Below are 25,095 nucleotides of genomic sequence, written 5' to 3' on the forward strand. Positions count from 1 at the left end.
TCCGCACACGCGCACCTGAGCCGTCGAGAAAGACCCATGGACAAGTTCACCACTCGCCGTCGCGCCACCTGGCAGTCCCAGCTCCCAATCTGGCCGTTCGTCTTTGCGGCCGTCGTCCTCGCCGCCGCCATCGGCTATTTCGTCGGACCGTACGCCAGCGGAGTTCTGCTCGGCGACGGGACCTCGGGCGGACGGGCCATGGTCTGGGTGAAGACCGCGTCCAATATCCTCATCCCCGCCCTGCTGGTCGGCGTGACCCTGGGCATGGTCCTCAACACGACCATCCTGGCGCCTGGCGGGCGTCATGGGGCCATGACCTGGACCTCCATTCTGGTCGCCGTCTGCGCCCTGGCCATCGCCCCGATGGCCGTGGCCCGAGGCGTGGAGGCCGACCGCCTCGGCTACGAGCTGCGTCTGCGCGACTCGCTCAACCGCTCGCGCATCGCCGCCCGAAAGGCCGAGAACGACTACGCTCGCCGCATGTACATGCTGCTCAGCAACCAGGGCGTCGACACCTACACCCTCTCCCGCCCCGGAGGCGTCGAGCAGGCGCGCAAGGTCATCGATGGCCAGAAGGACCTGCTGGCCACCGCCCGCGCCGACTACGACAAGGGCCAGGATGAGGCGCGGGCATTCTTCGCCAAGTCGATCGTCGGCGAAGCCGATCGCGAGGCCGTTCTGGTCCGCTTCGACACGACCCGGGTCGAACGCAAGGCGCTGATGGACAAGGTCTTCAGCTTGCAGGAGCGGATGATCACCCTGCACGAGCAAGAACTGGACGTTCTGCTGGCCAACCGCGGGCAATGGCGGCCGACCTACGGCGGCGCGACGGTGAACAGCTCCGCCCTGCTGAATCGCCTCAAAGCCATGCAGCGGGAACGCAACGCGGCCGTCGTGGAGCATGACAAGGTCTACGCCGAGATCCGCCAGCTCGATGCGCGCACCGAAGCCGGCATCGACCGCATCATCTTCGACGCCGCCGAACGGGGACGCTGAACAAGCGGGGCGTCACTCGCCGCGGATCGCCTCGACCACGGCCTTTGACCGCTCGTTCGGCACGGCGAAGCTGAGCACGTACTGCTCGATCTTCCAGCCGTCCGCGGTGCGGCGCAGCACGCCCGAGCCGCGCGTCCGGCCGTAGCCCTCGTTGTCCAGGTCCTCGTCGAACCAGGCGATGCAGCGGCATTCGACCGGCGCGATGGTGATCACCCGGTCGCGCGCCGGATAGCTCCAGCCCCGTCCGCGCGCGAAGAACGGCTCCGCGAAGGCGCGAAACTCCGCCATCGACCAACGCTCCGTCGCATCGGTGCCGATGAAGCGCGCGTCGGGGGTGAACAGGGCGAAATAGGCCGCTCCGTCCGCCGCGCTCGAGGCCGCGTTCATCTGGTCGAGGACGGCCGCCACCTCGGCTTCGGCCGGATCGGGCGCGCTCTGCAGCGCCAGGGCGGCGACGGCGGTCAGCAGCAGGCTCATCTCGAACTCCTCGTTTCCAGCCACGCTAGAGCGGACAGCGCCGACTGGGAACAATGTCGGCTGAGAGCCTATTTAACCGAACGGTTGACAACTCCCGCGATCCGGAGCATTTAACTTCTCAGTTAGATACGAAGCATCCCGATGCAGACCGATCCCCTCTCCGCCAAATTCGCCGCCCTGGCCGACCCGACCCGTCGGGCGATCCTGGCCCGGCTGTGCGAAGGCGAGGCCAGCGTCAACGACCTGGCCGAGCCCTTCGACATGAGCCTCCCTGCCGTGTCGAAACACCTCAAGGTGCTGGAGAAGGCCGGGCTGATCAGCCGCGGCCGCGAGGCCCAGTGGCGGCCCGCCCGCCTGGAGCCGATGGCCCTCAAGAGCGTCGCCGAGTGGCTGGAGCACTACCGCCGCTATTGGGACGCCAGCTTCGATCGTCTCGACGCCTATTTGAAGAAGATCCAGAAGGGAGACCCCCGTGACCCACGAAACTGAGAGCAACCCCTGCAACACCGATGGCGTCGCGCACGAGCATTCGCTGACCCTGCGCCGCACCATCGACGCCTCCCCGGAACAAATCTGGAAGGCCTGGATGACGCCCGAACTGCTGCAGCAGTGGTTCGCCCCGCGCCCGTGGCGCATCTCCGACGTGCAGGTCGACCCCCGTCCCGGCGGCGTGTTCAACTTCGTCATGCACGGCCCCGACGGCGAGCGCTTCCCGAACAGCGGCGTCTTCCTGGAGGCGATCCCGAACCGCCGCTGGATCACGACCGACGCCTTCACGCCGGACTGGAAACCGGCGGGCCAGCCGTTCATGGTGGCGACCGTCGAACTGACGCCCACCGACGACGGCAAGACCCAATACGTCGCCACTGCCCGTCACTGGAACGCGGAGACTATGAAGCAGCACGAAGCCATGGGCTTCCACGAGGGCTGGGGCACGTGCGCCGACCAGCTCGCGGAGTTGCTGAAGACCCACTGACCCCCTCCCCGACCGCCGACCGGATCCCGCCGAGAGCCCGCGCATGACCCTCGCTGAAGACCTCGCCAGCCGACCGACTCTGCACATGCAGCGCATCTTCGACGCGCCGCGCGCGCTGGTCTGGCGGGCCTGGACGACGCCCGAGGCGATGGTTCTGTGGCTGGGTCCGGTCGAGTGGCCGGCGGTCAGCGTGAAGCAGGACCTGCGTGTCGGGGGCGAGTGGCGCGCCTGCTTGCGGTCGCCGGACACCGGCCAGGACCTGTGGCAAGGCGGGGTCTATCGCGAGATCGTCCCGCCCGAGCGGCTCGTTTTCACCTTCAAATGGGACGAGAGCCACGAGGACGGGCCTCCGGTCGACACCCTAGTCACCCTGACCCTGACCGAGACCCACGACGGCCAGACCCGCATGGACTTCGTCCACGAGGGCCTGAAGTCCGAACAGAGCCTGACGGGCCACCGCCACGGCTGGAACAGCACCGCGGACCGCCTCGAGGCTTGGCTGGCCACCAACAAGAACGAGACCTGACGAAAAACGAAGAGGAGACGACCATGCAGATCGTGACCAGCCTGAGTTTCCAGGGCCAGTGCCGCCAAGCGTTCGAATTCTACGCCAAGGTCCTCGGCGGCGAGATCACATCGGCCTTCCCCTACGGCGAGGGTCCGCCCGACATGCCCGTCGGCCCGCAGTACAAGGACTGGCTGATGCACGCCTGGCTGCAGGTCGGCGACCAGGCCATCATGGGCGCCGACATGGATGTCGACTGGGCTCCGAACGTCGACAAGCCCAAGAACGGCTTCGACGTCACCCTGCATACCAAGGACGCGACCGAGGCCAGGCGCTGGTTCGAGGAACTGTCCGAAGGCGGCAAGGTCGTGATGGCCTTCTCCGAGACCTTCTGGTCGCCGGGCTACGGCAACCTCATCGACAAGTTCGGCGTGCCGTGGATGGTCAACACCATCCCCGCCGAAGGCTGGCAGCCCAAGGGCTGATCCGGAGCGGACGGCCGCCCCGCCGCCCTCTTTTTTCCCTGACCGATGGAGCCGCGCATGACCATCGCCGCGTCGATCCCTGCCGAGCTGATCAAACTAACCATCGTGCGCGAGTTCGATGCGCCCCGCGCCTTGGTCTGGAAGATGTGGACCGACCCGGCCCACGTCGCCGTCTGGTGGGCGCCCGAGCACTTCACCACGCCGGTGGTGCAGATGGACGTCCGCCCGGGCGGCGCCATCCACATGGTCATGCGCGGCCCAGGCGGCGAGGACCATCCCTTCGACGGCCGGTTCATCGCTTTGGACGAGCCCGAGCGCCTGGTCACCCGCACCTGGGTCAATCACCCGGACGGCTCAATCTGGTTCGAGGTCGAACAGACCATCACCTTCGAGGAGGTCGAGGGCCGCACCATTCAGCGGCTCGACGCCGTGGTCCTCTCCGCCGACGAGACCGCGATCGGGCCGCTCAGCGGGATGAAGGCAGGCTGGACCGGCAGCCTGAACAAGCTCGAAGCCCGCATCATGTCTGTCCGCGGCGGCGACTGACATGCGCAAGACCGTCCCAGCCCCCAGCCCCGACGCCTACGTCGCCGCGCTGGACGGATGGCGACGGGACCTCGTGGAGCACCTGCGCGCCGGCGTCCGCTCGGCGGGCGACGCTGACGAAGTGATCAAATGGGGCCACATCGTCTACCTGGCGAACGGCCCCGCCATGCTCATCCGCGCCGAGGACGAACGCGTGCTGTTCGGCTTCTGGCGCGGCCGGCGGCTTCGCGACATCGAGCCCCGGCTCAAGCCCGGCGGCAAGTACGAGATGGCCACCCTCGACCTGCGCGAGGGCGACGACCTCGACGCCGCCATCATCACCAACCTCACCCGCGAGGCCCTGCGGCTAAACGCGGACTTGGGCCGCCCCGACCGCCCCTGAAGGAGAAGCGCTTATGAATCCGCTCCCTCCGATCGTCATTCTCGGCGCAGTCGCCTTGCTGGCGAGCCCCGCCGCCGCCCAGACAGCCGAGACCAAGCCCGCCTCGGACGCACCGGCGGTCACCGCCTCGCCCAAGGCGCCGCGCGATGCTTCCGCCTCGGTCGAGGGCGGCGAGGTCCGCTATTTCGTCCACGGCGACCTGACCTCCGGCAAGACGCCGGTGCTGGTGCTGCACGGCGCCTTCATGTCGTCGGACGCGATGAACCCGTTGACCGAACTGATCACCGACCGTCCGCTGATCGTGATCGACCAGCGCGGCCATGGGCGCACCGGCGACCTGCCTGGCCCAATCACCTATCAGACCCTGGCTGACGACGCCGCGGCCGTGCTGGCGGACGCCGGAGTCCCGCAGGCCGATGTCGTCGGCTATTCGATGGGCGCGGGCGCGGCCCTGCAGCTGGCGCTCCGTCACCCGGAGCGGGTGAAGCACCTTGTTCTGGCCTCGGTCAGCTTCAATGAAGCGGGCAACCTACCGGGCTTCTCCGAGATGATGGACCAGATCACTCCGCAGGTGTTCGCCGGCTCGGTCATGGAGGCGGAGTTCAAGCGGCTGGCGCCGGACCCGGACGCCTTCCCCTCGGTGGTCAACAAGATCAAGGTCATGGACCGCGGCCAGGACTGGCCGGCGGAGCAGATTCGCGCCCTCACCTCGCCCACCTTCATCATCATCGGCGACCACGACATCGTGCGGCCCGAACACGCCGTGGAGCTGTACCGGCTGCGCGGCGGCGGAGACACGGCGCGGGCGTCCCAGCCGTTCCTTATGGAACCGCCTCCAGCGCGCCTCGCCATCCTGCCGAGCAGTTCGCACGTCGAGGTCTTCGGCGATCCGGGCCTGCTGGCGGCGATGATCCTGCCGTTCCTAGACGACCAGACCCGTCCCCCGCCCCCGGGCTTCTTCTGATCCGTACGCCAAGGAGATATCGAAATGCGCACCGTGACCGCAGCCGTCTTCGTCTCGCTCGACGGCGTCATGCAGGCCCCCGGCGGCCCCGAAGAAGATCCCACCGCCCGCTTCGACTACGGCGGCTGGGTCTGGCCCTGGTTCGACGAGAAGGGCGGCGAACTGATGGATCGGGCCATGGGCGAGCGCTACGACCTGCTGCTGGGCCGCAAGACCTACGAGATCTTCGCCGCCTACTGGCCGCAGCGGGACGATGACATCGCCCGCAAGTTCAACGCCTGCACCAAATACGTGGCCGCCGGAGCGGACGAACCGCTTTCCTGGGTCAGATCCGTCCGGCTCGAGGGCGATGTCGCTGACGCGGTGGCGGGGCTGAAGCAGGAGGATGGCCCGCCCTTGCTGATCCAGGGCAGCAGCGAGGTCGTGCACGCCCTGCTGGCGCGCGGGCTGATCGACCGCCTGACCCTGCTGACCTTCCCGATCGTGCTCGGTCGCGGCAAGCGCTTCTTCGACGAGGCCGCCCAGCCACGGGCCTTCAGCCTGATCGACAGCACACGCACCGCCTCCGGGGTGGTGGTCAGCGAATACCGCCTGGGCGGCGAGGTGCCGACCGGCACGTTCGAGGACGGCCCGCCCTCCCCGGCCGAACTGGAACGCCGCGCCCGGATGTCCCGCGAGGGCTAGCGACTCTGTCGCGGATGTAGCGGCAGTCGCGGCCTGTCGCCGGTGACTCGCGATTTGTAGCGCTTATCGTCGGTTTTCGATGTCGAGCATATAGCGCCCGATTCAACGCGCCATCGACACCGGAACCGGCCTTCCCAACGCCTCGGCCATGCCCTGCTGCGAGAGCAGGAAGACGACGTCGCGCTGGTGATAATTATTCGACAGCACGATCACCGTGACGTCCTCGTCCGGCTGGTAGGTCATGAGGTTCCGGAAGCCCGACCAACTGCCTGTATGGAAGATCTGGCGATCGAGGAAGTCAGGCGTCACGCGTCGGCCGATGCTGTTTACGAAGACGCCGTAGCCCCAGTCCCGGCGCGGGCGGCCGCGCTCCTTGGGCGTATCCGCCGGGGCATGGTCGGCGATCATCTGGGCGTAGCTCTCGGCAGTCAGCAGCTTGCCGCCGTGGAGCGCGCGCTCCCAGACCAGCAGGTCGTCCAGGGTGGAATAGAGGGCGCCGGCGCCCGGAATGATGCTGACATTGGCGTTGGGCTGCGGCGTCGGCCCGCCCTCCAGGTTGGCGTAGCCCATGACCACGCCGGAGACGCCGTCGTCGAAGCCCGTATCGGCCATGCCGAGCGGCTTGAAGAAGGCCTTCTGGAGATAATCCTGGATCGGCATCCCCGAGGCCTTCTCGACCACGGCGGCCGCCAGATTGAAGCCGGCGTTGTTGTACGAGACCTTTGTGCCGGGTGCGAACTGAAGCGGATAGCGCTCAGAGTCTGCGGTCAACTCCTCCATCGTGGCCGGGGTTACGCGACGCAGGCCCCAGCCCGGACGGGCCATCAGGTCGGGGATGCCCGAGCTGTGCGAGAGCAGGTGATGCAGGCGGATCTGCGCCCAGGCGGCCGGGCACGGCTGGATCCATTTGCATACCGGATCATCCACCGACAGCACGCCCTCGTCCTGAAGACGCAGGACGGCCGCCGCGGTGAACTGCTTGCTCACAGATGCGAGGCGGAAACGCGAATCCAGCGCCAGCGGTTTGCCGAGGCTGCGGTCGGCGTCGCCATAGACCTGGCGATAGAGGACCTGGTCGCCCTTGGCCACCAGGATGCCGCCCGTGAACTGGCCCGTCGGCCCCCAGCGATCAAGCTGCGCCTTCAGGTGCGGCAGGGCTTCGATGACGACAAGCGGCGGCCGCGGCGCCGGCGGCTCGGCCGCCGCGGCGGTCTCGAACTGCGGCTGGGGGCGAACCGTGAACCAGGCGACGGTCCCGACGACCAGCAACACCAGGCCGACGATGACGGCGATCGTCAGGCGAGGGTGGCCGCCCGAGTGACGGGGAACGTTGTACAAAGGCCTAGACGTCGTAATCCAGCCCGAACTGGGCATAGAGGGCGCGGGAATCCTGCCACTTCGGGTCCACCTTGACCGTCAGGAACAGGTGGACCTGGCGATCCAGCAGGAGGTTCAGTTCTTCGCGGGACTTCTGGCCGATCCACTTCAGGGTCTGGCCGCCCTTGCCCAGCACGATGGGCCGCTGGCTCTCGCGCTCGACATAGATGGTCTGCTCGATGCGCACCGAGCCGTCGGCGCGATCCTCGAACGAAGTGGTCTCGACCGCCGCAGAATAGGGCAGCTCCTCGTGAACCCTCAGATAGACCTTCTCACGGGTGATCTCGGCCGCCAGGACGCGCATCGGCACGTCGGCCGACTGGTCTTCTGGATAGAGCCAAGGCCCTGCCGGCATGGCCATGGCCAGCCGCTGCTTCAGGTCGTCGACCCCGTCGCCGCTGAGGGCGGAGATCATGTAGACCTCCGAATAGACGCCGGTTTCGAACAGTTGATGCGACAGCGCCAGCAGGGTGTCGCGGCGCATGCCGTCGATCTTGTTCAGGGCCAGGATGACCTTGGTGTCGGTCGCCTTGAGGTTGGCGATGATGGTCTCAGTGTCCTCGGCCGAGCGGCGGTCCGCGGCCGTGCCGTCCTTGCCCTCGGCGGCGATGTGCGACGCGGCGTCGATCAGGTGTACGACCACGTCGGCGTCCTCGGCCCCACCCCACGCCGAGGCGACCATGGCGCGGTCCAGGCGACGGCGGGGCGTGAAGATGCCGGGCGTGTCGACAAGCACGATCTGGGCGTCGCCTTCCATGGCGATGCCGCGCACAGGAAAGCGCGTGGTCTGGACCTTCTGGGTGACGATCGAGACCTTGGTTCCGGTCAGACGATTGACCAGCGTGGACTTGCCGGCGTTGGGAGCGCCGATGATCGCGGCGAAGCCGGCCCGCTGGTTTTCTTGGTCGGTCAAATCACGCCTTCACGCTGCAGCAGGCCGGTAGCGGCCGCTTTCTCAGCGTCCTGACGCGATCGCCCCTGTGCGGTCAAGGGCGCATATCCGGCAACGCTTGCCTCGACTGTGAATGTCGGGGCGTGGTCCGAGCCGGTCCGTTCGACGATCCGGTAGGTTGGGAGCGGTCGTCCCTGCCCGAGGGCCCACTCTTGCAGGGCCGATTTCGGGTTGGTCAGCGACTTGCGCGCCGGCGCGGCCAACTCCTGCGCCCAGGCCTTTTCAAAGACGACGCGGGCCGCCTCGATCCCGGCGTCCAGCCACACCGCGGCGAGGATCGCCTCCATGGCGTCGCCCAGAACGCCTTCGCGACGGCGCCCGCCCTGCTTGGCCTCGCCGGGCGACAGCCGCATGGCCGGTCCGACCCCCAGCGCTTCGGCGCAGCGGGCGCAGGCGGCCTTGTCGACCAGGGCGTGCAGGCGCGACGACATCTCGCCCTCGTCGGCCGACGGCAGGTCGCGCATCAGGCGGTCGGCGACCAGCAGGCCGAGCACCCGGTCGCCCAGGAACTCCATCCGCTGGTTGTCCAGGAACGGCCGGCCCCGGGCGTCGCGCTCCGCCCCCTCCCCCACGCTGGCGTGGGTGAGGGCCTGCTCGAGCAGAGCCGGGTTGCGGAATTCGTGACCGAGATTGCGCGCCAGGACGGCGACCGCTTCGGCGCGCCGGTCAGTCATTATTGGAGAACGTTGAAGAACCGGCTCGGGCGGACCTTCGAGAACCAGCTCACCGGGTTCCAGAGCGAGGCGCCCGGCTCCCACGAGAACAGGATGATCTCGGCCTTGCCGACCAGGTTTTCCGCCGGAACCATGCCCACGCCCGACGACGCGTCCATGCGGCTGTCCTGCGAGTTATCCCGATTGTCGCCCATCATGAAGTAGTGACCGGCCGGGACTTCGAACTCGACAGTGTCGTCCAGGTCGTTGCCCGGGCCGAAGTCCTGCACAGTGAACGACCTTCCTTCCGGCGTGGTCTCACGCGCCTGGATCAGCGGCATGCCGTACATGTTGGTGAGGTCGGCCTCGCTGACCACGACATCCTTCACCGGCTGACCGTTGATGTGCAGGACGTTGTTGATCATCTGCACCTTGTCGCCCGGCAGGCCGATCACGCGCTTGATGTAGTCGGTCTTGTTGTCGCGCGGCAGCTTGAAGACGACAATGTCGCCCCGCTTCGGCGACTGGCCGAAGATGCGGCCCTCGAACAGCGGCGGGCTGAACGGGATCGAGTGCTTCGAATAGCCGTAGCTCCACTTCGACACGACGATGTAGTCGCCCTCATAGAGGTTCGGCTCCATCGAGGCCGAAGGAATGGTGAACGGCTGGAACAGGAAGATGCGCAGAACCAGCGCGATCAGGAGGGCGAAGACGATCGTCTTGATGATCTCGAAGGTCTCGTTGCCTCCGCCGCCCTTCTTGCCCTTCTTGCCCTTACCGCGGGCGTAGACCGGGGTAGAGTCCACGTCCTCGAACGGCGCGTCGCCGGAGTCGCTCCAGACCGGCTTCTTCGAGCCCGCGGCGGCGGCGGTCGCGGCTGCGGCGGCAGCAACGGCTACGGCCGGCGCATGGTGGTCGTCGTGCGCCGGCGCGTGGTCGTGCGACGCGCCCGCGTGGCCATGGTCATCATGGCCGTGGGCGTCATGAGCGTGAGCCTCGTGACCGTGACCATGATCATCGGCGTGGGACGCATGCGCATCGTGCCCGTGAGCGTCATGGCCGTGTCCATCGTCGCCGTGGGCGTCATGAGCGTGCACGTCATCCCCGTGCGCGTCGTGCGCGGCATGGCCGTGAGCGTCGCCGTGACCGTGATCAGCGGCGTGATGCGGCTCCGCCGGATGGGCGTCATGGCCGTGGTCGCCGTGCCCGTGATCGTCGTGCCCGTGGCCGGCGCCGTGGCCGGCGTCGTGGCCATGATCGTCGTGCGGCTTGTGTTCGTCGCTCATCTTGAACCTATCCCCCGCCGCTGCGCGCGGTCTTCAAGCCGCAAGCGGTATAACGTGATTAAGATATCGGCAAGGCTTCGATCACCACGAACGCGAGCGCATAGGGATGCTCATCACTCAGCGTTAGGTGAATTTTCGGCTCGTACCCGGACGGCGTCAGACGCGCCAGGTGCTCGGCCGCGTGCCCGGTCAGCACCATCGTCGGCTGGCCGGACGGGAGGTTCGCCACGCCCATGTCGCGCCAGTAGACATCCGCCCGCATGCCCGTGCCCAGCGCCTTGGCGCAGGCCTCCTTAGCTGCGAACCGCTTGGCGTAGCTCCAGGCGGGCTGGGGCTTTCGATCCGAACGGCGCCGCTCCAGCTCGGTGAAACAGCGCTCCTTGAAGCGGTCTCCGAACCGATCCAGCGAGTTCTGGATGCGCCGGATGTCCGACAGGTCCGTGCCGACGCCGATGATCATGCCGTCGCCTCGCAGGCCCGATCCATGGCGGCGCGCATCCGGTGGATGGCGTTGGTCAGACCCACGAAGACGGCCTCGCCGATCAGGAAATGGCCGATATTGAGTTCGCGGACCTCAGCGATGCCCATCATGTCGGCGGCGGTCTCGTAGTCGAGGCCATGTCCGGCGTGAACTTCCAGGCCCAGATCGACAGCCCGGCTGGCTGCAGCCTGCAGCCTGTCGAACTCGATAGCCCGGTCATCTCCGGACAGGTGACAGTAGCGGCCGGTATGGAACTCCACGACCTGGGCCCCGACCGCGTGGGCCGCCTCGACCTGTTCGATGGACGGCTCGATGAACAGCGACACCCGGACGCCCACGTCCGCGAGCGCCTTGGCGACTGGGCCGATACGCGCTTCATGACCGGCGACCGCCAGCCCGCCCTCGGTCGTGACCTCATCGCGCCGCTCAGGCACCAGGCAGGCCGCATGGGGACGGTGCCGCAGGGCGATGGCCAGCATCTCGTCGGTGACGGCCATCTCGAGGTTCAGGGGCCGTCCGGCCTCGGCGCACAGATCGCTCAGGGCTTCGATGTCGGTGTCAGTGATGTGCCGACGGTCTTCGCGCAGGTGCGCCGTGATCCCGTCGGCGCCCGCGGCCAGGGCCTCGCGCGCGGCGCGGACCGGATCCGGGTGCACGCCGCCACGGGCGTTCCGAACGGTCGCCACGTGGTCGATGTTGACGCCCAGCCTGACCCGTCCAGACATGCCTTACCCCTTGCTCGCCAGCCGCCGGCTGCCCGGGTCCTCGACCGGCACGGCCGCCAGATCAGCCGGAAGGGCGTCGGCCGGATAGGCCGGCACGTCCAAGGTGGCGAGGGCGATCAGCGGCACGCCGACGTCGGCGCGGCCACCCGAGCGATCGACGATGCAGGCCGCCGCGATCACGTCGCCGCCGGCCTTGCGGATGGCCTCGATGCACTCGCGCGAGCTCAGACCCGTCGTGACGATGTCCTCGACCATGACCACCTTCTGGCCCGGCTCGACATGGAAGCCGCGACGAAGCTTGAACTCGCCGCCCTCGCGCTCGACGTACATCGAGGGGACCTCAAGCCAGCGGGCGGTCTCGTAGCCCGGGATGATGCCGCCGACGGCCGGTGAGATGGCCACGTCGACGGTACCGACGGCCGCGGTGATCTTCTCGGCCAGCGCCTTGCAGAGGCGGGCGCAGCGCTCGGCGTTCATGAACACCAGGTTCTTCTGCAGGAAGACCGGGCTGTGCAGGCCGGAGGACAGGACGAAGTGGCCTTCGCGCAGGGCGCCGGCGTCGCGGAATTCTTGGAGAACGTCTTCAGAGGTCATGGCGCTTCCCCTACCCCGTCACGGCCTCGCTTTGAAGGGCGGGTTGGTGGGGATCAGGTACGCTCTCTTCGCCGGGGCGCAACCCACGGGCCAGAAGTTCCGCCCAGACGCCCTCCGCGTCTTCGGCGAAGCTCATCAGATCCAGGTCCTCCGGCGCCACCATGCCGTTCTCGACCAGGGCGTCGAAGCCGACAACCGAAGTCCAGTAGGCCTTGTCCACCAGCACGATCGGGATCGCCTTTTCCTTCCCGGTCTGGCGTAGGGTCAGGATCTCGAACAATTCGTCAAAGGTCCCGAAACCGCCCGGAAAAACCACCAGGGCATTGGCGCGCATGGCGAAATGCATCTTGCGCATGGCGAAGTAGTGGAAGCGGAACGTCAGCTCCGGCGTCGACCAGGCGTTGGGCTCCTGCTCGTGCGGCAGGGTGATGTTGAAACCGATGGAGGGGGCGCCGACCTCGGAGGCGCCGCGGTTGACGGCCTCCATGATCCCCGGCCCGCCGCCGGTGGCGATCACATTATCGCGCGGCTGGCCGATCGTGCCGCGCATGGCCCCGCCACGCTCGGAAGCGATCCGGCCGAACAGCCGCGCCTGCTCGTACCAGTGACCGTGTTTGCCGGCCTGGCCTTCACGCACTCGCGCGCCTCCGAACACGACGATCGTCGAGCGCACGCCCCACGCCCGCAGCGCCTCCTCCGCCTTGGCGTACTCCATCAGGAAGCGCACGCCGCGCATCGAATCGCCGAGCAGGAAATCCTGGTCCAGCGCCGCCAGCCGATAGGACGGCGAGTCCAGCTGGGCGCTGTTGGCGAGGCGATCAGGCTCGCTCACCCCCGAGCCCGCTCCACGGTGTCGACGGAAGGATTGGTGCGCAGCGCCGCCATGATCGCCGTGGCGTGCTTGGCGTCCTCGACCTCCATGTCGATATCGACATCAAAGAAGTCCTGCTGCCGGTGACTCATCACCAGGTTCAGGATGTTGCCGCCGGCCTCGCCGATGATGGTGGCGACCTGGCCAAGCACGCCGGGGGCGTTCTTGATGGTGGCCCGAATGCGCGCCGCAGCCACAGCGCCCTGCTCCGCCTGGGGCGTCCACTGCAGGTCCTGCCAGACGGAATCGTCGTCGGCGAAGTCGGCGAGGCGCTGGCAGTCGATGGTGTGCACCGTCAGGCCGACGTCGGGCTCCAGGATGCCGACGATGCGGTCGCCCGGCACGGGCGAGCAGCAGTGGCCGAAGTGGACGCTGACGCCCGGGGTCAGGCCGCCGCCGCGCACGAACAGCCGCGCCTGATCGTCGCCGATGCGCTTGCGATCGGGCCCGGCCTTCAGGCGCCCCTTAAGCGCCGGAAACAGAGTCTCGCCGACCTTCGCCGCCGACAGACGACCCCGTCCGATCGCCTCGAACAGGTCCTCGTCGCCGGCGAAGCCGAGCGTCTCCAGGGCCGGGCGCAGGGTGACGTCGGCCTGGCTCTTGCCGGCCCGCCCCAGCGTCTGCTCGAGCGTCGCCTTGCCCAGCTTCTGGAACTCGCCGCGCTCCGACGTACGGATATGCCGACGGATCGCCGAACGGGCGCGGCCGGTGACGGTCAGCGAGCGCCAGTCGACCGGGATCTCGCGCTTGGCGCCGCGGATGATCTCGACCACGTCGCCGTTCTGAAGCTGGGTCCGCATCGGCTTCAACTCGCCGTTGATCTTGGCGCCCACCGCAGTGTCGCCGACCTCGGTGTGGACGGCATAGGCGAAGTCCAGCGGCATGCCGCCGCGCGGCAGGGTGATCAGCGCGCCCTTGGGCGTGAAGACGAAGACCTGGTCGAGATACATCTCGAGCTTGGCGTGCTCGACCCAGTCCTCGCCGCCCTCGCCGTGCTCGATGACCTGCACGAGGTGCCGCAGGTTCTGCAGCGGATCGCGCCCGCCGTCCCGCTCCATGGCCTCCTTGTCGAAGCCATAGCTCTTGTTCTTGTAGGCCCAGTGCGCGGCCACGCCGTCCTCGGCCACGCGGTCCATGGCCTCGGTGCGGATCTGCATCTCGATCCGCAGGCCCGACGGTCCGACCACGGTGGTGTGGAGCGAGCGGTAGTTGTTCGACTTGGGCGTCGAGATGAAGTCCTTGAACCGCTCCGGCACCATCGGCCAGGCGCGGTGGATGACGCCCAGGGCGCGATAGCAGTCGTCCTCGGCTTCGACGATCACGCGGAAGCCGTAGATGTCCGACAGGGATGAGAAGCCGACGGACTTGCGCTGCAGCTTGCGCCAGATCGAGTACGGCGTCTTCTGGCGGCCATAGACGTTGGCCTTGACGCCGGCTTCGGCGAGGACCCGTTCGACTTCGCTCGACACGCCGTCGATGGCGCGCCCGTGCTCCAGCTTCAACGCCTCCAGGCGGCGCTCGATGGCCGTGCGGGCGGTCGGGTTCAGATGCTCGAAGGCCAGTTCTTCCAGCTCGGTGGCGATCGAGTGGATGCCAATGGAGCGGCCCAGCGGCGCATAGACTTCCAGCGTCTCGCGGCTGATGCGCTCGCGCTTCTCCGGCTTGACGTATTTCAGCGTCCGCATGTTGTGCAGACGGTCCGCCAGCTTCACCAGCAGGACGCGCACGTCCTTGGAGATGGCCAGGATGAATTTACGCAGGTTCTCGGCCTGGCGCGTGTGCTCGGCCTGGAGTTCCAGCCGGCTCAGCTTGGTGACGCCCTCGACCAGGACGGCGATCTCCTCGCCGAACATGCCGGCGATGTCGTCCCGGGTGGCCGAAGTGTCTTCGACGACATCGTGCAGCAGGGCCGTGACGATGGTCGCCGTGTCGAGCCGGTAGTCGGTGAGGATGCCTGCGACCTGGATCGGATGGGCGAAATACGGATCGCCCGAGGCCCGCAGCTGCGAGCCGTGCATCTTCATGGCGTAGACATAGGCCCTGTTCAGCAGGGCCTCGTCTGCGGTCGGGTCGTAGGCCCGAACCGCCTCGACCAGCTCGAATTGACGAAGCACCCGCGCCTTGGGCTCGGGTGCTTCAACCGCCGGACGTTCGCCGTCCGGCTCATTCAGATTCGCAGCTTTCAGAGACGGCGCGGGCGACAAGGGCCGCGCCGGCAGGATAGTGATACCGTTGGCGGGATCGGCCGTCAGTACCGCTCCTCCTGACCGCCGTCGCGGTCGCTTTGCAGCGCGCGGATCAGCTCGGCTTCAGCCATGTTCATGTGCTGCGGCTCAGCCAGCAGCGCGACGGTCTCGGCTTCGTCCTCAGCTTCGGTCCGCTCATCGACACGCTGCAGCGTGGTGATGATGGTTTCCTGCAGCTCGTCCGGCACGACGGTGTCGTCGGCCAGCTCGCGCAGCGCCACGACCGGGTTCTTGTCGTTGTCGCGATCGATGGTCAGAGCCGCGCCGTTAGCGATGGCCCGGGCGCGGTGGCCGGCCAGCAGAACCAGACCAAAGCGGTTCGGCACCTTCTCGATGCAGTCTTCGACAGTGACGCGGGCCATGAAAATCCTCGGGCGCGGGGGAGAACCGAACAAAATATAGACGCGGGCGCAATTGTGCAACGCCGCAAAGGCCGGAATGGAGCGTTGCGGCGGGATTTCCACCCCGCCGCAACCGTTCGGGTCAGTTGACCGAGGTCGCCGTCGCCGCCGGAATCGGCGCGGCCGGGTCGATCGGCGTCATCTCGACGGCCGGATCCGCCAGGGTCTCGGTGAGCGCCGGATCCGCCGACGGCGACGACATCACCAGAGCGCCGAGCGCGATCGCCACCACCGGCGCGACATAAGCCCAGTACCGGGTCGGCACGAAGAAGAGCGAGCCGGCGTGCGGTTTGACCACAATGCGCTGCTGCGTGGCTTCGTCGATGTAGGCGCGGCCCTGGCCGCTTTCGATCTTCCGCGCGAGGAAGAAGGAGCCGAGACCGGCGATCAGACCGCCGATGATGATCGCAACCGCAATGGCGACATCAGGATCCTGCGACACCATCGAACCAACCGGGAAGCCGATGAAGCACCCGACGACAAAGAATACGGCGACCAGGAATCCCCAGCCGGACCAGACGATAAACATGGATAGCCCCCAAGCGTCACTGTGACGCACCGCGGCGTTTTAACGCCCTCGGCGACAGTGGGAACACCTCCCGGCGCCTGATGGGCAGGACTCGGACGATTGTTGAAAATTTGCCTCACCCGAGGGGATGGGCGTCGTTGCCGACCGAGGTGGCTGAAACGATGTCGCCGGCACGGCCTCCGCTCAGCGGATCGGTCCAGTCGGCGGCGATCTCGGCCAGAGGCCCCATGACGAAGCGCCGCTCCAGCGCTCTTGGGTGCGGCAGGATCAGGCCGTCGGCCTCGCCGGTCCGCCGGCCATAGGCGACCAGATCCAGATCCAGGGTCCGGGGCGCATTCGGCCGCCCTCGGGCGCGTCCAAAGGCCTCCTCAATCCGCGCAAGGGCCGCCATCAATGCATGCGGATCGAGCTCGGTGCGCACCAGCACCACGCCGTTGACGAAGTCCGGATCGGTGTCGTCCGGCCAAGCCGTCGACCGCCACCAGGACGACCGGGCCAATACGTCGATGCCTTCGCACCGAAAGCGCGCCAGGGCCGCTTCCAGGGCCTCCTGGCAGTCCGACCAGGCGCCCTTGTCATTGCAACCGAGCGCGACGATGACGGCGGAGTCCATATCGAGGTCGCCGTCTATTTCGACGGAGACCGGGACATCCATATTTGCGGAGCTCATTTCCATGACGTCTTATCCGACCGACCGCATCGCCCTGTTTATCGACGGGGCCAATCTCCATTCCGCGACCAAGGCGCTGAACACCGACCTGGATTTCCGCAAACTGGTCGAGATGTATCGCGCGAAGGGCGTATTGGTTCGGGCCTACTATTACACGGCCGTGATCGAGGGCGAAGAATTCTCACCGGTGAAGCCGCTGGTCGACTGGCTCGACTACAACGGCTTCTCGGTCGTGACCAAGCCGGTGAAGCGGTTCACCGACGCCCAGGGGCACAGCCGGATCAAGGGCAATATGGACATCGAGATCGCCGTCGACATGCTCGAACTGGCGCCGCATCTCGATCACATCGTCCTGTTCTCGGGCGACGGCGACTTCCGCAGGCTGGTGCAGGCCGTTCAGGCCAAGGGCGTCCGCGTCACGGTCGTCTCAACTGTGAAGAGCCAGCCGCCGCAGATCGCCGACGAGCTGCGCCGCCAGGCCGACGCCTTCGTCGACCTTCAGGACCTGCTGCCCGAGATCGGCCGCCAGAAGGCGTGAACCGCTTTCACTGCGCCCGGCGGACGGCTACAGCCCCGCCATGACCGCCTCCTTCCCGCCCGAGCCTCCGCGCGACTGCCCGCTCTGTCCGCGACTGGTCGAGTACCGCCGCGAGAACGCGCGCCAGAACCCGGACTGGTTCAACGGCCCGGCCCCGTCCTTCGGCGATCCAGAGGCGCGCCTGCTGGTCGCCGGCCTGGCTCCGGGCCGCACCGGAGCCAACCGCACCGGCCGCCCGTTCACCGGCGACCACGCCGGCTGGCTTCTCTACGAAACGCTGCGCAAGACCGGCTTCGCGCGCGGAACCTATGATCCGGACGGCGACGACGACCTGACGCTGGTCGACTGCATGATCACGAACGCGGTCCGCTGCGCCCCGCCGCAGAACAAACCCTTGCCCGCCGAGGAAGCGACCTGCCGCCCCTTCCTGCAGTCACGTCTGGCCGCCCTGCCCCGGCTGAAGGTCATCGTGACCCTCGGCGACGTCGCGCGCCGCAACATCCTCAAGACGCTCGGAAAGCCCGGCGCCGCCATGCCCGCCGGCCACGGGGCGGAGGGCCGGATCGGCCCCTATGTGCTGCTGAACAGCTATCACTGCTCGCGCCTCAACACGAATACCGGCCGCCTCACGCCCGAGATGTTCGAAGCCGTCTTCCAGCGCGCCCGCGATCTCATCGAGGCCTGACCGACCCTTGTTCGCTTGCCGGGCGAGTGTGGCGCGCCTGACACGCGAATCATTGATCTCACGGTGTAGCCTCGGCTCTCAGGAACAGTGTCCGCCGACCCCGCGTTGCTCAAGCAGGACTGGGAGGTAGTCATGGGTACCAGGCAGCGGGTTTTCACCCGTGACGAGATGCGTATCGCCGCCATCGCTCTGCTCGCGGCAGCGGCTTTGGCGGTGTTCGGAATGTTTATCCAGGACATGATCGGGCCGTCGCTTGGACCGTGGGGCGCCGAAGCCTCAGCCGACACCCTGCCCGGCGTGCTCGACGCCCAGCCGATCAGCTAGCCGCAGGCCTCAGCCGCGCTCCTTCATGAGCCGCGCCTTATCGCGTTGCCAGTCGCGCTCGGCGGTCGCCTCGCGCTTGTCGTGCAGCTTCTTGCCCTTGGCGAGGGCGATCTCGATCTTCGCCTTGCCCGCCTCATTGAGATAGAGCCGGACCGGGATGATGGTCTGACCGTCACGCTGGACGGCGCCGATGAATTTGTCGATCTGCTTGCGGTGCAGCAGCAGCTTTCGGTGCCGGCGCGGCTCGTGGTTGAAGCGGTTGGCCTGCTTGTATGGCGGGATGTCGGCGTTCACGAGCACGATCTCGCGCCCCTCCACCGCCGCATAGGATTCGGCGATGTTGGCCCGACCGTCGCGGAGCGCCTTGATCTCGGTGCCCAGCAGCTGGATCCCGGCCTCGGTATAGTCTTCGAGGAAGTAGTCGAACTTCGCCCGGCGGTTCTCCGCGATGACTTTCGTCTTGGGCTTTTCGGACGCCATTAGCCTACGCCTGCTTCCACCATGGCCCGGTCGATCGCCGGACGGACCGCCTCGCCGGTCGGAGCCAGCGGCAGGCGCACCTCCTCGCTGCACAGTTGCAGACGGGAGAGGGCGTATTTGGTGGGCGACGGGGAATTGTCCAGGAACAGTCCCTTGTGCAGGCCGATCAAGCGATCCTGCCACTCGCGGGCCGTGGCGTAATCGCCGGCGGCCGCAGCCTCGTGCAGGGCCACCATGGCCTCCGGCGCCACGTTCGAGGTCACCGAGATGACGCCGACGCCCCCCTGTGCGTGATAGCCGAGATAGCTGGGATCATCGCCCGAGATGAGGTCGAACTGCTCGTTGCGAATGTTGGCCCGCATCCAGCTGACGCGCGCCAGATCACCGGTCGCGTCCTTGATGCCGACGATGTTGGGATGCGCCGCCAGCTTCGCCACGGTCTCGTTGGCCAGGTCGACGCCCGTCCGCCCCGGCACATTGTACAGCAGCAGCGGCAGTTGCACGGCGTCCGCCACCGCCTCGAAATGCGCCGCCATCCCGGCCTGTGAAGGACGGTTGTAGTAGGGCGTCACCACCAAGGCCCCGTCGGCGCCGACGGTCTTGGCGAAGTGGGCGAGCTCGATCGCCTTGTCGGTCGCGGACGAACCGGCCCCGGCGATCACGCGCAGCCGGCCGGCGGCGATCGAGACACAGAGTTCGACGACTCGCTTGTGCTCATCCAGGTGGAGCGAAGCGCTCTCGCCGGTCGTGCCCATCGGCACGACGCCGTGAACCCCGGCCGCGATCTGGCGTTCCAGCAGCGTCCTGAAGGCGGCTTCATCCACCTTTCCGTCACGAAGTGGTGTGATCAGGGCGGTGATCACGCCCTTGAACAAAGGGGCGGTCATTGAAACGATAGTCCTGCGTGGGAAGGGGCGAGTCCGCCCTGATGCGAAGCGCTGGAGGTTAGGTTGCCGGCGTCGTCGCCGCAACCGGCACGAAATGGGGATCGGACACCGAATGATCACAACCAGTCTCGCGGCCGCCCTGGCTCTGCTCGCCCCCGCGCCCGAAACCCTGGTTGCCCAGGAAGTGCCCTACGCCGCTGTCGCCCCGGCCAGCAGCCAGCCGCGCGTCCTCAACGAACAGGACAGCGCCCTCTTCCGCCAGGGCCTGGCGCAGGCCCGCGCCCGGGACGTCATGGGCGCTCGCTCGACAGCCGCAAACATCAGCGACCCGACCGCGCGCAAGCTGGTCGAATGGGCCCTGATCGACACTTCCGGCGAACAGCTGTCCTACAGCGACCTCGCCGCCGCCTCGACCAGCTTCGCCGGCTGGCCGCGCGGCGACAGTCGCCGGGCCGCCACGGAACGCGCGCTCGATCTCGCCTACGGCCAGCCTGACGCCGCCATCGCACTCTTCGCCGACACGCCTCCGACCACGGTGCAGGGCGCCATCGCCCTGGCCGGCGCCCTGGAACAGCGCGGCCGCAATGACGACGCGCGCGCCCTGATCACCGAATGGTGGCGCACGAAGTCCTTCGACGAGTCGCAGCAGAGCCGTATTCTCAACCGCTGGGGCGGCTGGCTGAACCAGGCGGATCACGAGGCGCGGCTGAACATGCTGCTGCTCGGCCCGCATGGCCCGGCCACCCGCTCCATGACCGGCCTGGTCTCTTCTGATCGGCAGGCGGTCGCCAATGCGGTGATGACCCTGCGCAGCGCCTACAGCCCCGACGCCGTCGTGGCGGGCCTGAGCTCGAGCCAGGCGATGGACCCGGCCGTGGTGCTGGAACGCGTCCGCATCCTGCGCTCGCAGAGCCGCCAGTCCGAGGGTTTCCCCCTGCTGCGCGCCCTGCCCGCGGCTCCGTCCTCGACCGACGCCCAGAACACCTTGTGGACCGAGCGCCGCAACTACTTCCTCGACGCCCTGCAGGTGCGCAACTGGCAGGCGGCCTATGACGCCATGGCCGGCCACGGCTTCCCCTCGGGCGAACGCAAGGTCGACGCCGAGTTCTTCGCCGGCTGGGTCGCCCTCACCAAGCTCAACGATCCGGCCCGCGCCGCCCAGCATTTCGAGACCCTGCGGCAGTCGTCCTCGACGCCGATCACCCAGGGCCGCGCCAACTACTGGCTCGGCCGCGCCGCCGAAGCCCAGGGCAATACGCCGGCCGCCGTCGGCTACTACCGGGCCGGCGCCACCCATATCCAGACCTTCTACGGGCAGCTGGCCGCGGAGAAGGCCGGGATCACGACCCTGACCCTTCCCGCCGATCCAAACCCGAGCGCCAGCGACCGCGCCGCCTTCGAGGGCAACGAGGTCGTGCGCGCCATGCGCATCCTCGGCGAGAACGGCGAGACCAGCCTGTTCCGGGTGTTCGCCTACCAGCTCGACGACGACCTCCCGGGGGCCGTGGATCTGGCCCAGCTGATGGACTTGTCGCGCGCCTATGGCGAAGGCTTCACCGCCATGATGGTAGGCCGCGCCGCCAGCCAGCGCGGCATCCTGATGCCCGAGCGCCAGTACCCGATCCGCATTCCGCCCCAGGTCTCGGGCGCCGCACCGCTGGAGTTCACCCTGGCCATCACCCGCCAGGAATCCAGCTTCGACCCGCGCGCCCGCTCGGGCGCCGACGCGCGCGGCATGATGCAGTTCCTCCCGGCGACCGCTTCTGGCGTCGCTCGCCGACTGGGCATGCCCTACTCGGCCGAGCGCCTGTGGGAGCCGGACTACAACATGACGCTCGGCAGCTATCACCTGGGCGAGCTGATGCGGAATTTCGGCGGCTCGATGCTGCTGACGACGGTCGGCTACAACGCCGGCCCGGCGCGTCCGCCGCAGTGGGTGGCCCGTTGCGGCGATCCGCGCAGCGGCTCGGTCGACCCGGTCGACTTCATCGAATGCGCGCCCTTCACCGAGACGCGCAACTACATGATGAGAGTCATGGAGAACATGCAGGTCTACAAGGCTCGACTGAACGGCGGCTCGGCGCCCCTGACCCTGTCGCAGGACATCCGCCGGGGCGTGCCGCCATCGTCTGGACCGCAGCCCTACATGCCCTATTCGAGCGGCGACACGGGCCTGACCACCCCTCCGCCGCCGCCGTCCGAATAGCGGCTTGAAGCCAGGAGCGGACCCTGTGGCCCGTCCACCCATCGGGCCGTCAGACCGAACACCCGGCGCAGGACGTCCGGCGACAACGCCTCTACCGGCGGTCCGTCGGCCGCCACGCGGCCTTCGTGCAGAACCACGGCGCGGTCCGCATAGCGCGCGGCCAGCGCCAGATCGTGAAGGCTGACGAGCACCGCCTGCCCCCGACCGGCCCTTGCCTTCAGCCGCTCCAACACCATCAACTGCGCCTCGGGATCCAGGCCGGCGATCGGCTCATCGACCAGCAGGGCCGCAGCCTCCGCCGCCAAGGCCCGCGCCAGCAGCACCCGCGCCCTCTCGCCGCCCGACATTTCCGCCACGCCGCGATCAGCGAGATGCCCCGCTTCGACCTCGTCCAGGGTCGCGCGGGCCCGGGCCAGAGCTTCGCCCGAGGCCAGGAACGGCGCGCCCAGCGCCGCGACTTCGATGGCCGGCAGGTTCCAGGCGATGCGCCGCTCCTGCGGCAGGTAAGCGGCCAGTTCGGCTCGGCGGCGCACGGGCATGCGTGCGACGTCTTCCCCGCCGAGTCGCGCCTGCCCCCCGGTCAACGGCAGAAGACCCGCCAGGGCCCGCACCGCGCTCGACTTGCCGGCCCCGTTCGGTCCGACCAGGGCGACGAGTTCGCCCGGCGCGGCCGCCAGGTCGACGCCGTCCAGAACGGGGCGTCCTCCAAGCGTGGCCGACGCCCGCACCAGGGCGAGAGCGCTCACAGCCGCCACTCCCGCGCCGCGCGCCAGGCGATCAGGGCGAACAGCGGCGCGCCGACCAGGGCGGTGAACACGCCCAGCTTCAGCTCCTGATCTGTCGGGGTCAGGCGCGCCAGCAGATCGGCGACGACCAGCATCAGCCCGCCCGCGAGCGCCGAGGGCAACAGCAGCCGGCCGGGATCGCCGCGCACCGCTGTCCGCACCAGATGCGGCGCGGCCAGGCCCACGAAGCCGATCACACCCGCGACGGCGACAGCCGCCCCAGTCGCCAGGGCCGCCGCCAGCAGGGCCAGCAACCGCAACCGCGCCATCGGCAGGCCTGAGGTCCGCGCCGTCTCCTCGCCGAGGCTGAGCATCTTGAGGCCGGGGGCGGCCAGGGCCGAGAGGCCTCCGGCGACCAGAACGGCCGGGGTCACCCAGGCGACATCGATCCAGCTGCGGTTCTGCACCGAGCCGAGCAGCCAGCTCATCACCTCCGCGGTCGCGATCGGCGAGGGCGACAGATTGAAGATCAGGGCCGTGGCGGCGCCGGCGAAACTCGAGACCGCCACCCCGAACAGGATCAGCGCCTCAGGCGACCGGACGCGCGCCGAAAACAGCACCAGAAGTCCTCCGGCGAGGCCCGCGCCCACCAGAGCGGCCGTCTCAACTGCGCCAGGGACGGCGGCGGCGCCGACAACGATGGCCAGGGCCGCGCCCAGCGCCGCCAGGGCCGAGACGCCCAACACGCCCGGATCCGCCAGCGGATTGCGCAGCAGCCCCTGCATCACCGCGCCCGACAATCCGAGCGCAGCGCCGACCATCAGGGCCGTCGCCACCCGTGGCGCCCGGACCTGCCACAGCACCTCGGCCGGCCCCGAGGCCGGATCGGCGAAGGCCTGCCCCCACTGGGCGGCATTGAAGGCGCTCTCGCCGAACAGCACAGCCAGCGCCGTCGCCGCGACCAGGCCGATCGCGAGGCCGAGGATAAGACGGGTCGACCGTGTCGGCTCGCTCACCGGGCGTCCTTGATCGCGGCGACGGCATCGGCGGCGAACCAGGCCGGGCAAGTCAGGGTGGAGCCCGGAAGGCGCGCAGCCACCCGACCTTTGGCGGCCTTGCGTACGACGGGATGACGGCCCGGGCCCCGCCAGTCGCTGCGCGAGAGGTCGAAGAAGCCGAGCACGAAGCGGCGCGGCGGCGACATGGCGATCCGCTCGACGCTGACCGGGGCGAAACCCGGCGCTTCCGCAGCATTGCGCAGGCCGGCCGCGCGCAGGATGGCGTCCACCAGGGTGCCGGCGCCGGCCGTGAACCCGCCCGCCGTCAGATAGAGGGTCGATCTCGGCGCGCCCTTGACCGGGGCGGCGGCCGCCAACTTCCCGTCCATCCGCTTCACCAGCGTCTCGCCGCGAACCGGCGCCTGGAGAGCCGCCGCCGCCTTGCGGACGTTGCCGCGCACCCCTTCGAAGTCTGTCGCGTCGTCCAGATTGACGATCCGGGCGCCCGATTGTTCGAGGCGCGCCAGCATCCGGGGATCGCCTCCCCAGTAACGGATCACGACATCGGGCTTGAAGGCTACGGCCGCCTCGAGCGTCGGCCGCATCCTCCGATGGCCGGCAGCCTGTCGACGAAGGAAGGAGTCCGGATCGTCAGCCCGCGGCGACAGGGCGAGGTCGGCGTCGGGCGCCAGGGCCAGGGCGTACTGGTCGCCGCACTGATCCAGCGACATGACTCGCAGCGGGCGCGCCTCGGCGAAAGCCGGCACGGCCATCATCAGAGCCGCGGCCGCGAGCGCGATGCGCGATGTCACGGCTTGAGCAGGCCGGCGAACAGGCCGTCGAGCAGGGTATCGGCCAGGAGGTCGGTTTCGACCCACTCGAAATAGGGTTTGGTGATCACGAGAGACACCACGCCATGGACGCCCGCCCACAGGGCCTGCGCGGTCGGCGCCGGGGCGCCCCGGAGCCGACCGGCCGCGCCGACCGCCTCGACCTCGGCCTCGAACTCCCGGAACAGCTCCTGCCCCAGTTCTCGCGCCGCCGACTGCGCCCCGTCCCGCAGCTCCACCGGCCGGGTCATATAGGCCAGACGGTAGGCGTTCGGATTGGCGAACCCGAAGGCGATATAGGCCTTCAGCATTTCGCGCAGCCGCGCCTCCGGGTCGCCCGGCCGGGCCAGAACGCGGGCATTGGCGTCGCCCAGCGCCTGGAAGGCGCCGCGGCAGATCTCGTGCAGGATTTCGCCCTTCTCCGAGAAATGCATGTACAGCGCCGTCGACGACAGTCCGACCTCGTCCGCGATCTTGCGGATCGTCGCGCCCTCGTAGCCGTGCTCCACGAAAATCCGCTCGGCCGCAGCCAGAATCTCGGCGCGTCGGGCGTGGCCTTCGCCCTTCGGCTTGCGCTGGGAACGCGAATTGGCGGGGGTCTGATCGGTCACTCGGGCTGACA

Annotated in this window: 32 protein-coding genes; 13 read left to right on the plus strand and 19 right to left on the minus strand. The window is 68.3% G+C overall.

All coding sequences use genetic code 11. The annotated features are described in order from the left end of the window. Window positions 1-36 precede the first annotated feature (36 nt). Window positions 37-996, plus strand: coding sequence for a hypothetical protein (locus ASC65_RS04100; RefSeq protein ID WP_056449781.1), 960 nt, complete (start codon window positions 37-39; stop codon window positions 994-996). Window positions 997-1,008: 12 nt separating this feature from the next. On the opposite strand, the gene ASC65_RS04105 is transcribed toward ASC65_RS04100, so the two are convergent. Next, the gene (locus ASC65_RS04105; RefSeq protein WP_235561385.1) at window positions 1,009-1,497 is read right to left on the minus strand and encodes a nuclear transport factor 2 family protein; all 489 of its coding nucleotides are present in this window, start codon (window positions 1,495-1,497) and stop codon (window positions 1,009-1,011) included. Between the two features lie 117 nt (window positions 1,498-1,614). Here ASC65_RS04105 and ASC65_RS04110 point away from each other — a divergent pair, with 117 nt between their 5' ends. From ASC65_RS04110 to ASC65_RS04145, 8 genes are read left to right on the plus strand one after another with little or no spacing between them, the layout of a single operon-like run. Next, window positions 1,615-1,962 (plus strand): ArsR/SmtB family transcription factor, encoded by a 348-nt coding sequence (locus tag ASC65_RS04110; RefSeq protein ID WP_056449785.1) that lies wholly within the window; start codon window positions 1,615-1,617, stop codon window positions 1,960-1,962. Continuing rightward, complete coding sequence (locus ASC65_RS04115) at window positions 1,946-2,449, plus strand: SRPBCC family protein (protein WP_056449787.1); 504 nt, start codon at window positions 1,946-1,948, stop codon at window positions 2,447-2,449. Before ASC65_RS04110 ends, ASC65_RS04115 begins: the two co-directional genes overlap by 17 nt. 43 nt (window positions 2,450-2,492) lie before the next feature. Further along, window positions 2,493-2,975 carry an SRPBCC family protein gene (locus ASC65_RS04120; protein ID WP_056449789.1) on the plus strand — a complete coding sequence of 161 codons (483 nt, stop codon included), beginning with the start codon at window positions 2,493-2,495 and terminating at the stop codon, window positions 2,973-2,975. 23 nt (window positions 2,976-2,998) lie between these two features. Then, complete coding sequence (locus ASC65_RS04125) at window positions 2,999-3,439, plus strand: VOC family protein (protein WP_056449791.1); 441 nt, start codon at window positions 2,999-3,001, stop codon at window positions 3,437-3,439. Window positions 3,440-3,496: 57 nt separating this feature from the next. Further along, the gene (locus ASC65_RS04130; RefSeq protein ID WP_056449793.1) at window positions 3,497-3,985 is read left to right on the plus strand and encodes an SRPBCC family protein; all 489 of its coding nucleotides are present in this window, start codon (window positions 3,497-3,499) and stop codon (window positions 3,983-3,985) included. Between the two features lies 1 nt (window position 3,986). Then, entirely contained in the window at window positions 3,987-4,367 is a 381-nt protein-coding gene (locus ASC65_RS04135; protein ID WP_056449795.1) for a DUF1801 domain-containing protein, read from the plus strand. A gap of 13 nt (window positions 4,368-4,380) precedes the next feature. After that, window positions 4,381-5,331 (plus strand): alpha/beta fold hydrolase, encoded by a 951-nt coding sequence (locus ASC65_RS04140; protein ID WP_056449797.1) that lies wholly within the window; start codon window positions 4,381-4,383, stop codon window positions 5,329-5,331. Between the two features lie 24 nt (window positions 5,332-5,355). Continuing rightward, window positions 5,356-6,015 carry a dihydrofolate reductase family protein gene (locus ASC65_RS04145; protein WP_056449799.1) on the plus strand — a complete coding sequence of 220 codons (660 nt, stop codon included), beginning with the start codon at window positions 5,356-5,358 and terminating at the stop codon, window positions 6,013-6,015. Window positions 6,016-6,117: 102 nt separating this feature from the next. Here ASC65_RS04145 and ASC65_RS04150 read toward each other — a convergent pair whose 3' ends face one another. The 12 genes from ASC65_RS04150 to folK form a co-directional block, all read right to left on the minus strand. Continuing rightward, entirely contained in the window at window positions 6,118-7,353 is a 1,236-nt protein-coding gene (locus ASC65_RS04150; protein ID WP_056449801.1) for a serine hydrolase domain-containing protein, read from the minus strand. 4 nt (window positions 7,354-7,357) lie between these two features. Continuing rightward, the gene (gene era, locus ASC65_RS04155; protein ID WP_056449803.1) at window positions 7,358-8,305 is read right to left on the minus strand and encodes a GTPase Era; all 948 of its coding nucleotides are present in this window, start codon (window positions 8,303-8,305) and stop codon (window positions 7,358-7,360) included. After that, complete coding sequence (gene rnc, locus ASC65_RS04160; RefSeq protein WP_056449805.1) at window positions 8,302-9,018, minus strand: ribonuclease III; 717 nt, start codon at window positions 9,016-9,018, stop codon at window positions 8,302-8,304. The genes era and rnc overlap by 4 nt, the downstream gene beginning before the upstream one ends. Continuing rightward, window positions 9,018-9,803, minus strand: coding sequence for a signal peptidase I (lepB, locus tag ASC65_RS17515; protein WP_056449807.1), 786 nt, complete (start codon window positions 9,801-9,803; stop codon window positions 9,018-9,020). The genes rnc and lepB overlap by 1 nt, the downstream gene beginning before the upstream one ends. Before the next feature lie 538 nt (window positions 9,804-10,341). Then, complete coding sequence (acpS, locus tag ASC65_RS04175; RefSeq protein WP_056449811.1) at window positions 10,342-10,743, minus strand: holo-ACP synthase; 402 nt, start codon at window positions 10,741-10,743, stop codon at window positions 10,342-10,344. Continuing rightward, entirely contained in the window at window positions 10,740-11,489 is a 750-nt protein-coding gene (locus ASC65_RS04180; protein ID WP_056449813.1) for a pyridoxine 5'-phosphate synthase, read from the minus strand. Before ASC65_RS04180 ends, acpS begins: the two co-directional genes overlap by 4 nt. A 3-nt stretch (window positions 11,490-11,492) precedes the next feature. After that, a complete protein-coding gene (gene pyrE / locus ASC65_RS04185) occupies window positions 11,493-12,083 on the minus strand; it encodes an orotate phosphoribosyltransferase (RefSeq protein ID WP_056449816.1) in 591 nt (196 codons plus the stop codon). A 10-nt stretch (window positions 12,084-12,093) separates the two neighbouring features. Further along, window positions 12,094-12,915: a TIGR00730 family Rossman fold protein gene (locus tag ASC65_RS04190; protein WP_056449818.1), complete on the minus strand. Its 822-nt coding sequence runs from the start codon at window positions 12,913-12,915 to the stop codon at window positions 12,094-12,096. Further along, window positions 12,912-15,068 (minus strand): RelA/SpoT family protein, encoded by a 2,157-nt coding sequence (locus tag ASC65_RS04195; protein WP_268750052.1) that lies wholly within the window; start codon window positions 15,066-15,068, stop codon window positions 12,912-12,914. The genes ASC65_RS04190 and ASC65_RS04195 overlap by 4 nt, the downstream gene beginning before the upstream one ends. Window positions 15,069-15,202: 134 nt before the next feature. Continuing rightward, window positions 15,203-15,562 (minus strand): DNA-directed RNA polymerase subunit omega, encoded by a 360-nt coding sequence (rpoZ, locus tag ASC65_RS04200; RefSeq protein ID WP_056449820.1) that lies wholly within the window; start codon window positions 15,560-15,562, stop codon window positions 15,203-15,205. Window positions 15,563-15,683: 121 nt separating this feature from the next. Beyond that, the gene (locus ASC65_RS04205; protein ID WP_156459547.1) at window positions 15,684-16,160 is read right to left on the minus strand and encodes a hypothetical protein; all 477 of its coding nucleotides are present in this window, start codon (window positions 16,158-16,160) and stop codon (window positions 15,684-15,686) included. A gap of 85 nt (window positions 16,161-16,245) precedes the next feature. Further along, window positions 16,246-16,806: a 2-amino-4-hydroxy-6-hydroxymethyldihydropteridine diphosphokinase gene (gene folK, locus ASC65_RS04210; RefSeq protein WP_082525860.1), complete on the minus strand. Its 561-nt coding sequence runs from the start codon at window positions 16,804-16,806 to the stop codon at window positions 16,246-16,248. On the opposite strand from folK, the gene ASC65_RS04215 reads away from it, so the two are divergent. From ASC65_RS04215 to ASC65_RS04225, 3 genes are all read left to right on the plus strand, one after another. Continuing rightward, entirely contained in the window at window positions 16,805-17,338 is a 534-nt protein-coding gene (locus ASC65_RS04215) for a LabA-like NYN domain-containing protein (protein WP_056449826.1), read from the plus strand. The genes folK and ASC65_RS04215 overlap by 2 nt on opposite strands. Before the next feature lie 40 nt (window positions 17,339-17,378). Then, window positions 17,379-18,023, plus strand: a complete 645-nt coding sequence (locus tag ASC65_RS04220) for a uracil-DNA glycosylase (RefSeq protein ID WP_056449828.1) — start codon at window positions 17,379-17,381, stop codon at window positions 18,021-18,023. Between the two features lie 132 nt (window positions 18,024-18,155). Then, the gene (locus ASC65_RS04225) at window positions 18,156-18,347 is read left to right on the plus strand and encodes a hypothetical protein (protein ID WP_156459548.1); all 192 of its coding nucleotides are present in this window, start codon (window positions 18,156-18,158) and stop codon (window positions 18,345-18,347) included. Window positions 18,348-18,356: 9 nt separating this feature from the next. Here the strand turns inward: ASC65_RS04225 and smpB are convergent, their stop codons facing one another. Beyond that, window positions 18,357-18,827: an SsrA-binding protein SmpB gene (gene smpB / locus ASC65_RS04230; RefSeq protein WP_056449832.1), complete on the minus strand. Its 471-nt coding sequence runs from the start codon at window positions 18,825-18,827 to the stop codon at window positions 18,357-18,359. Further along, complete coding sequence (dapA, locus tag ASC65_RS04235) at window positions 18,827-19,714, minus strand: 4-hydroxy-tetrahydrodipicolinate synthase (protein WP_056449834.1); 888 nt, start codon at window positions 19,712-19,714, stop codon at window positions 18,827-18,829. The genes smpB and dapA overlap by 1 nt, the downstream gene beginning before the upstream one ends. Window positions 19,715-19,826: 112 nt before the next feature. On the opposite strand from dapA, the gene ASC65_RS04240 reads away from it, so the two are divergent. After that, window positions 19,827-21,920, plus strand: coding sequence for a lytic transglycosylase domain-containing protein (locus ASC65_RS04240; protein ID WP_235561386.1), 2,094 nt, complete (start codon window positions 19,827-19,829; stop codon window positions 21,918-21,920). On the opposite strand, the gene ASC65_RS04245 is transcribed toward ASC65_RS04240, so the two are convergent. Genes ASC65_RS04245 through ASC65_RS04260 form a run of 4 tightly spaced genes read right to left on the minus strand, consistent with a single transcriptional unit; the run spans window position 21,866 to window position 25,084 of the window. Next, entirely contained in the window at window positions 21,866-22,666 is an 801-nt protein-coding gene (locus ASC65_RS04245) for an ABC transporter ATP-binding protein (protein WP_056449838.1), read from the minus strand. The genes ASC65_RS04240 and ASC65_RS04245 overlap by 55 nt on opposite strands. Next, window positions 22,663-23,661 carry a FecCD family ABC transporter permease gene (locus ASC65_RS04250; RefSeq protein WP_235561387.1) on the minus strand — a complete coding sequence of 333 codons (999 nt, stop codon included), beginning with the start codon at window positions 23,659-23,661 and terminating at the stop codon, window positions 22,663-22,665. Before ASC65_RS04250 ends, ASC65_RS04245 begins: the two co-directional genes overlap by 4 nt. Beyond that, window positions 23,658-24,455, minus strand: a complete 798-nt coding sequence (locus tag ASC65_RS04255; RefSeq protein WP_327019502.1) for an ABC transporter substrate-binding protein — start codon at window positions 24,453-24,455, stop codon at window positions 23,658-23,660. The genes ASC65_RS04250 and ASC65_RS04255 overlap by 4 nt, the downstream gene beginning before the upstream one ends. Beyond that, complete coding sequence (locus ASC65_RS04260) at window positions 24,452-25,084, minus strand: TetR/AcrR family transcriptional regulator (protein WP_056449841.1); 633 nt, start codon at window positions 25,082-25,084, stop codon at window positions 24,452-24,454. Before ASC65_RS04260 ends, ASC65_RS04255 begins: the two co-directional genes overlap by 4 nt. Between the last annotated feature and the right edge of the window lie 11 nt (window positions 25,085-25,095).

The organism is Brevundimonas sp. Root1279 (assembly GCF_001425945.1).
Taxonomy (GTDB): Bacteria; Pseudomonadota; Alphaproteobacteria; order Caulobacterales; family Caulobacteraceae; genus Brevundimonas.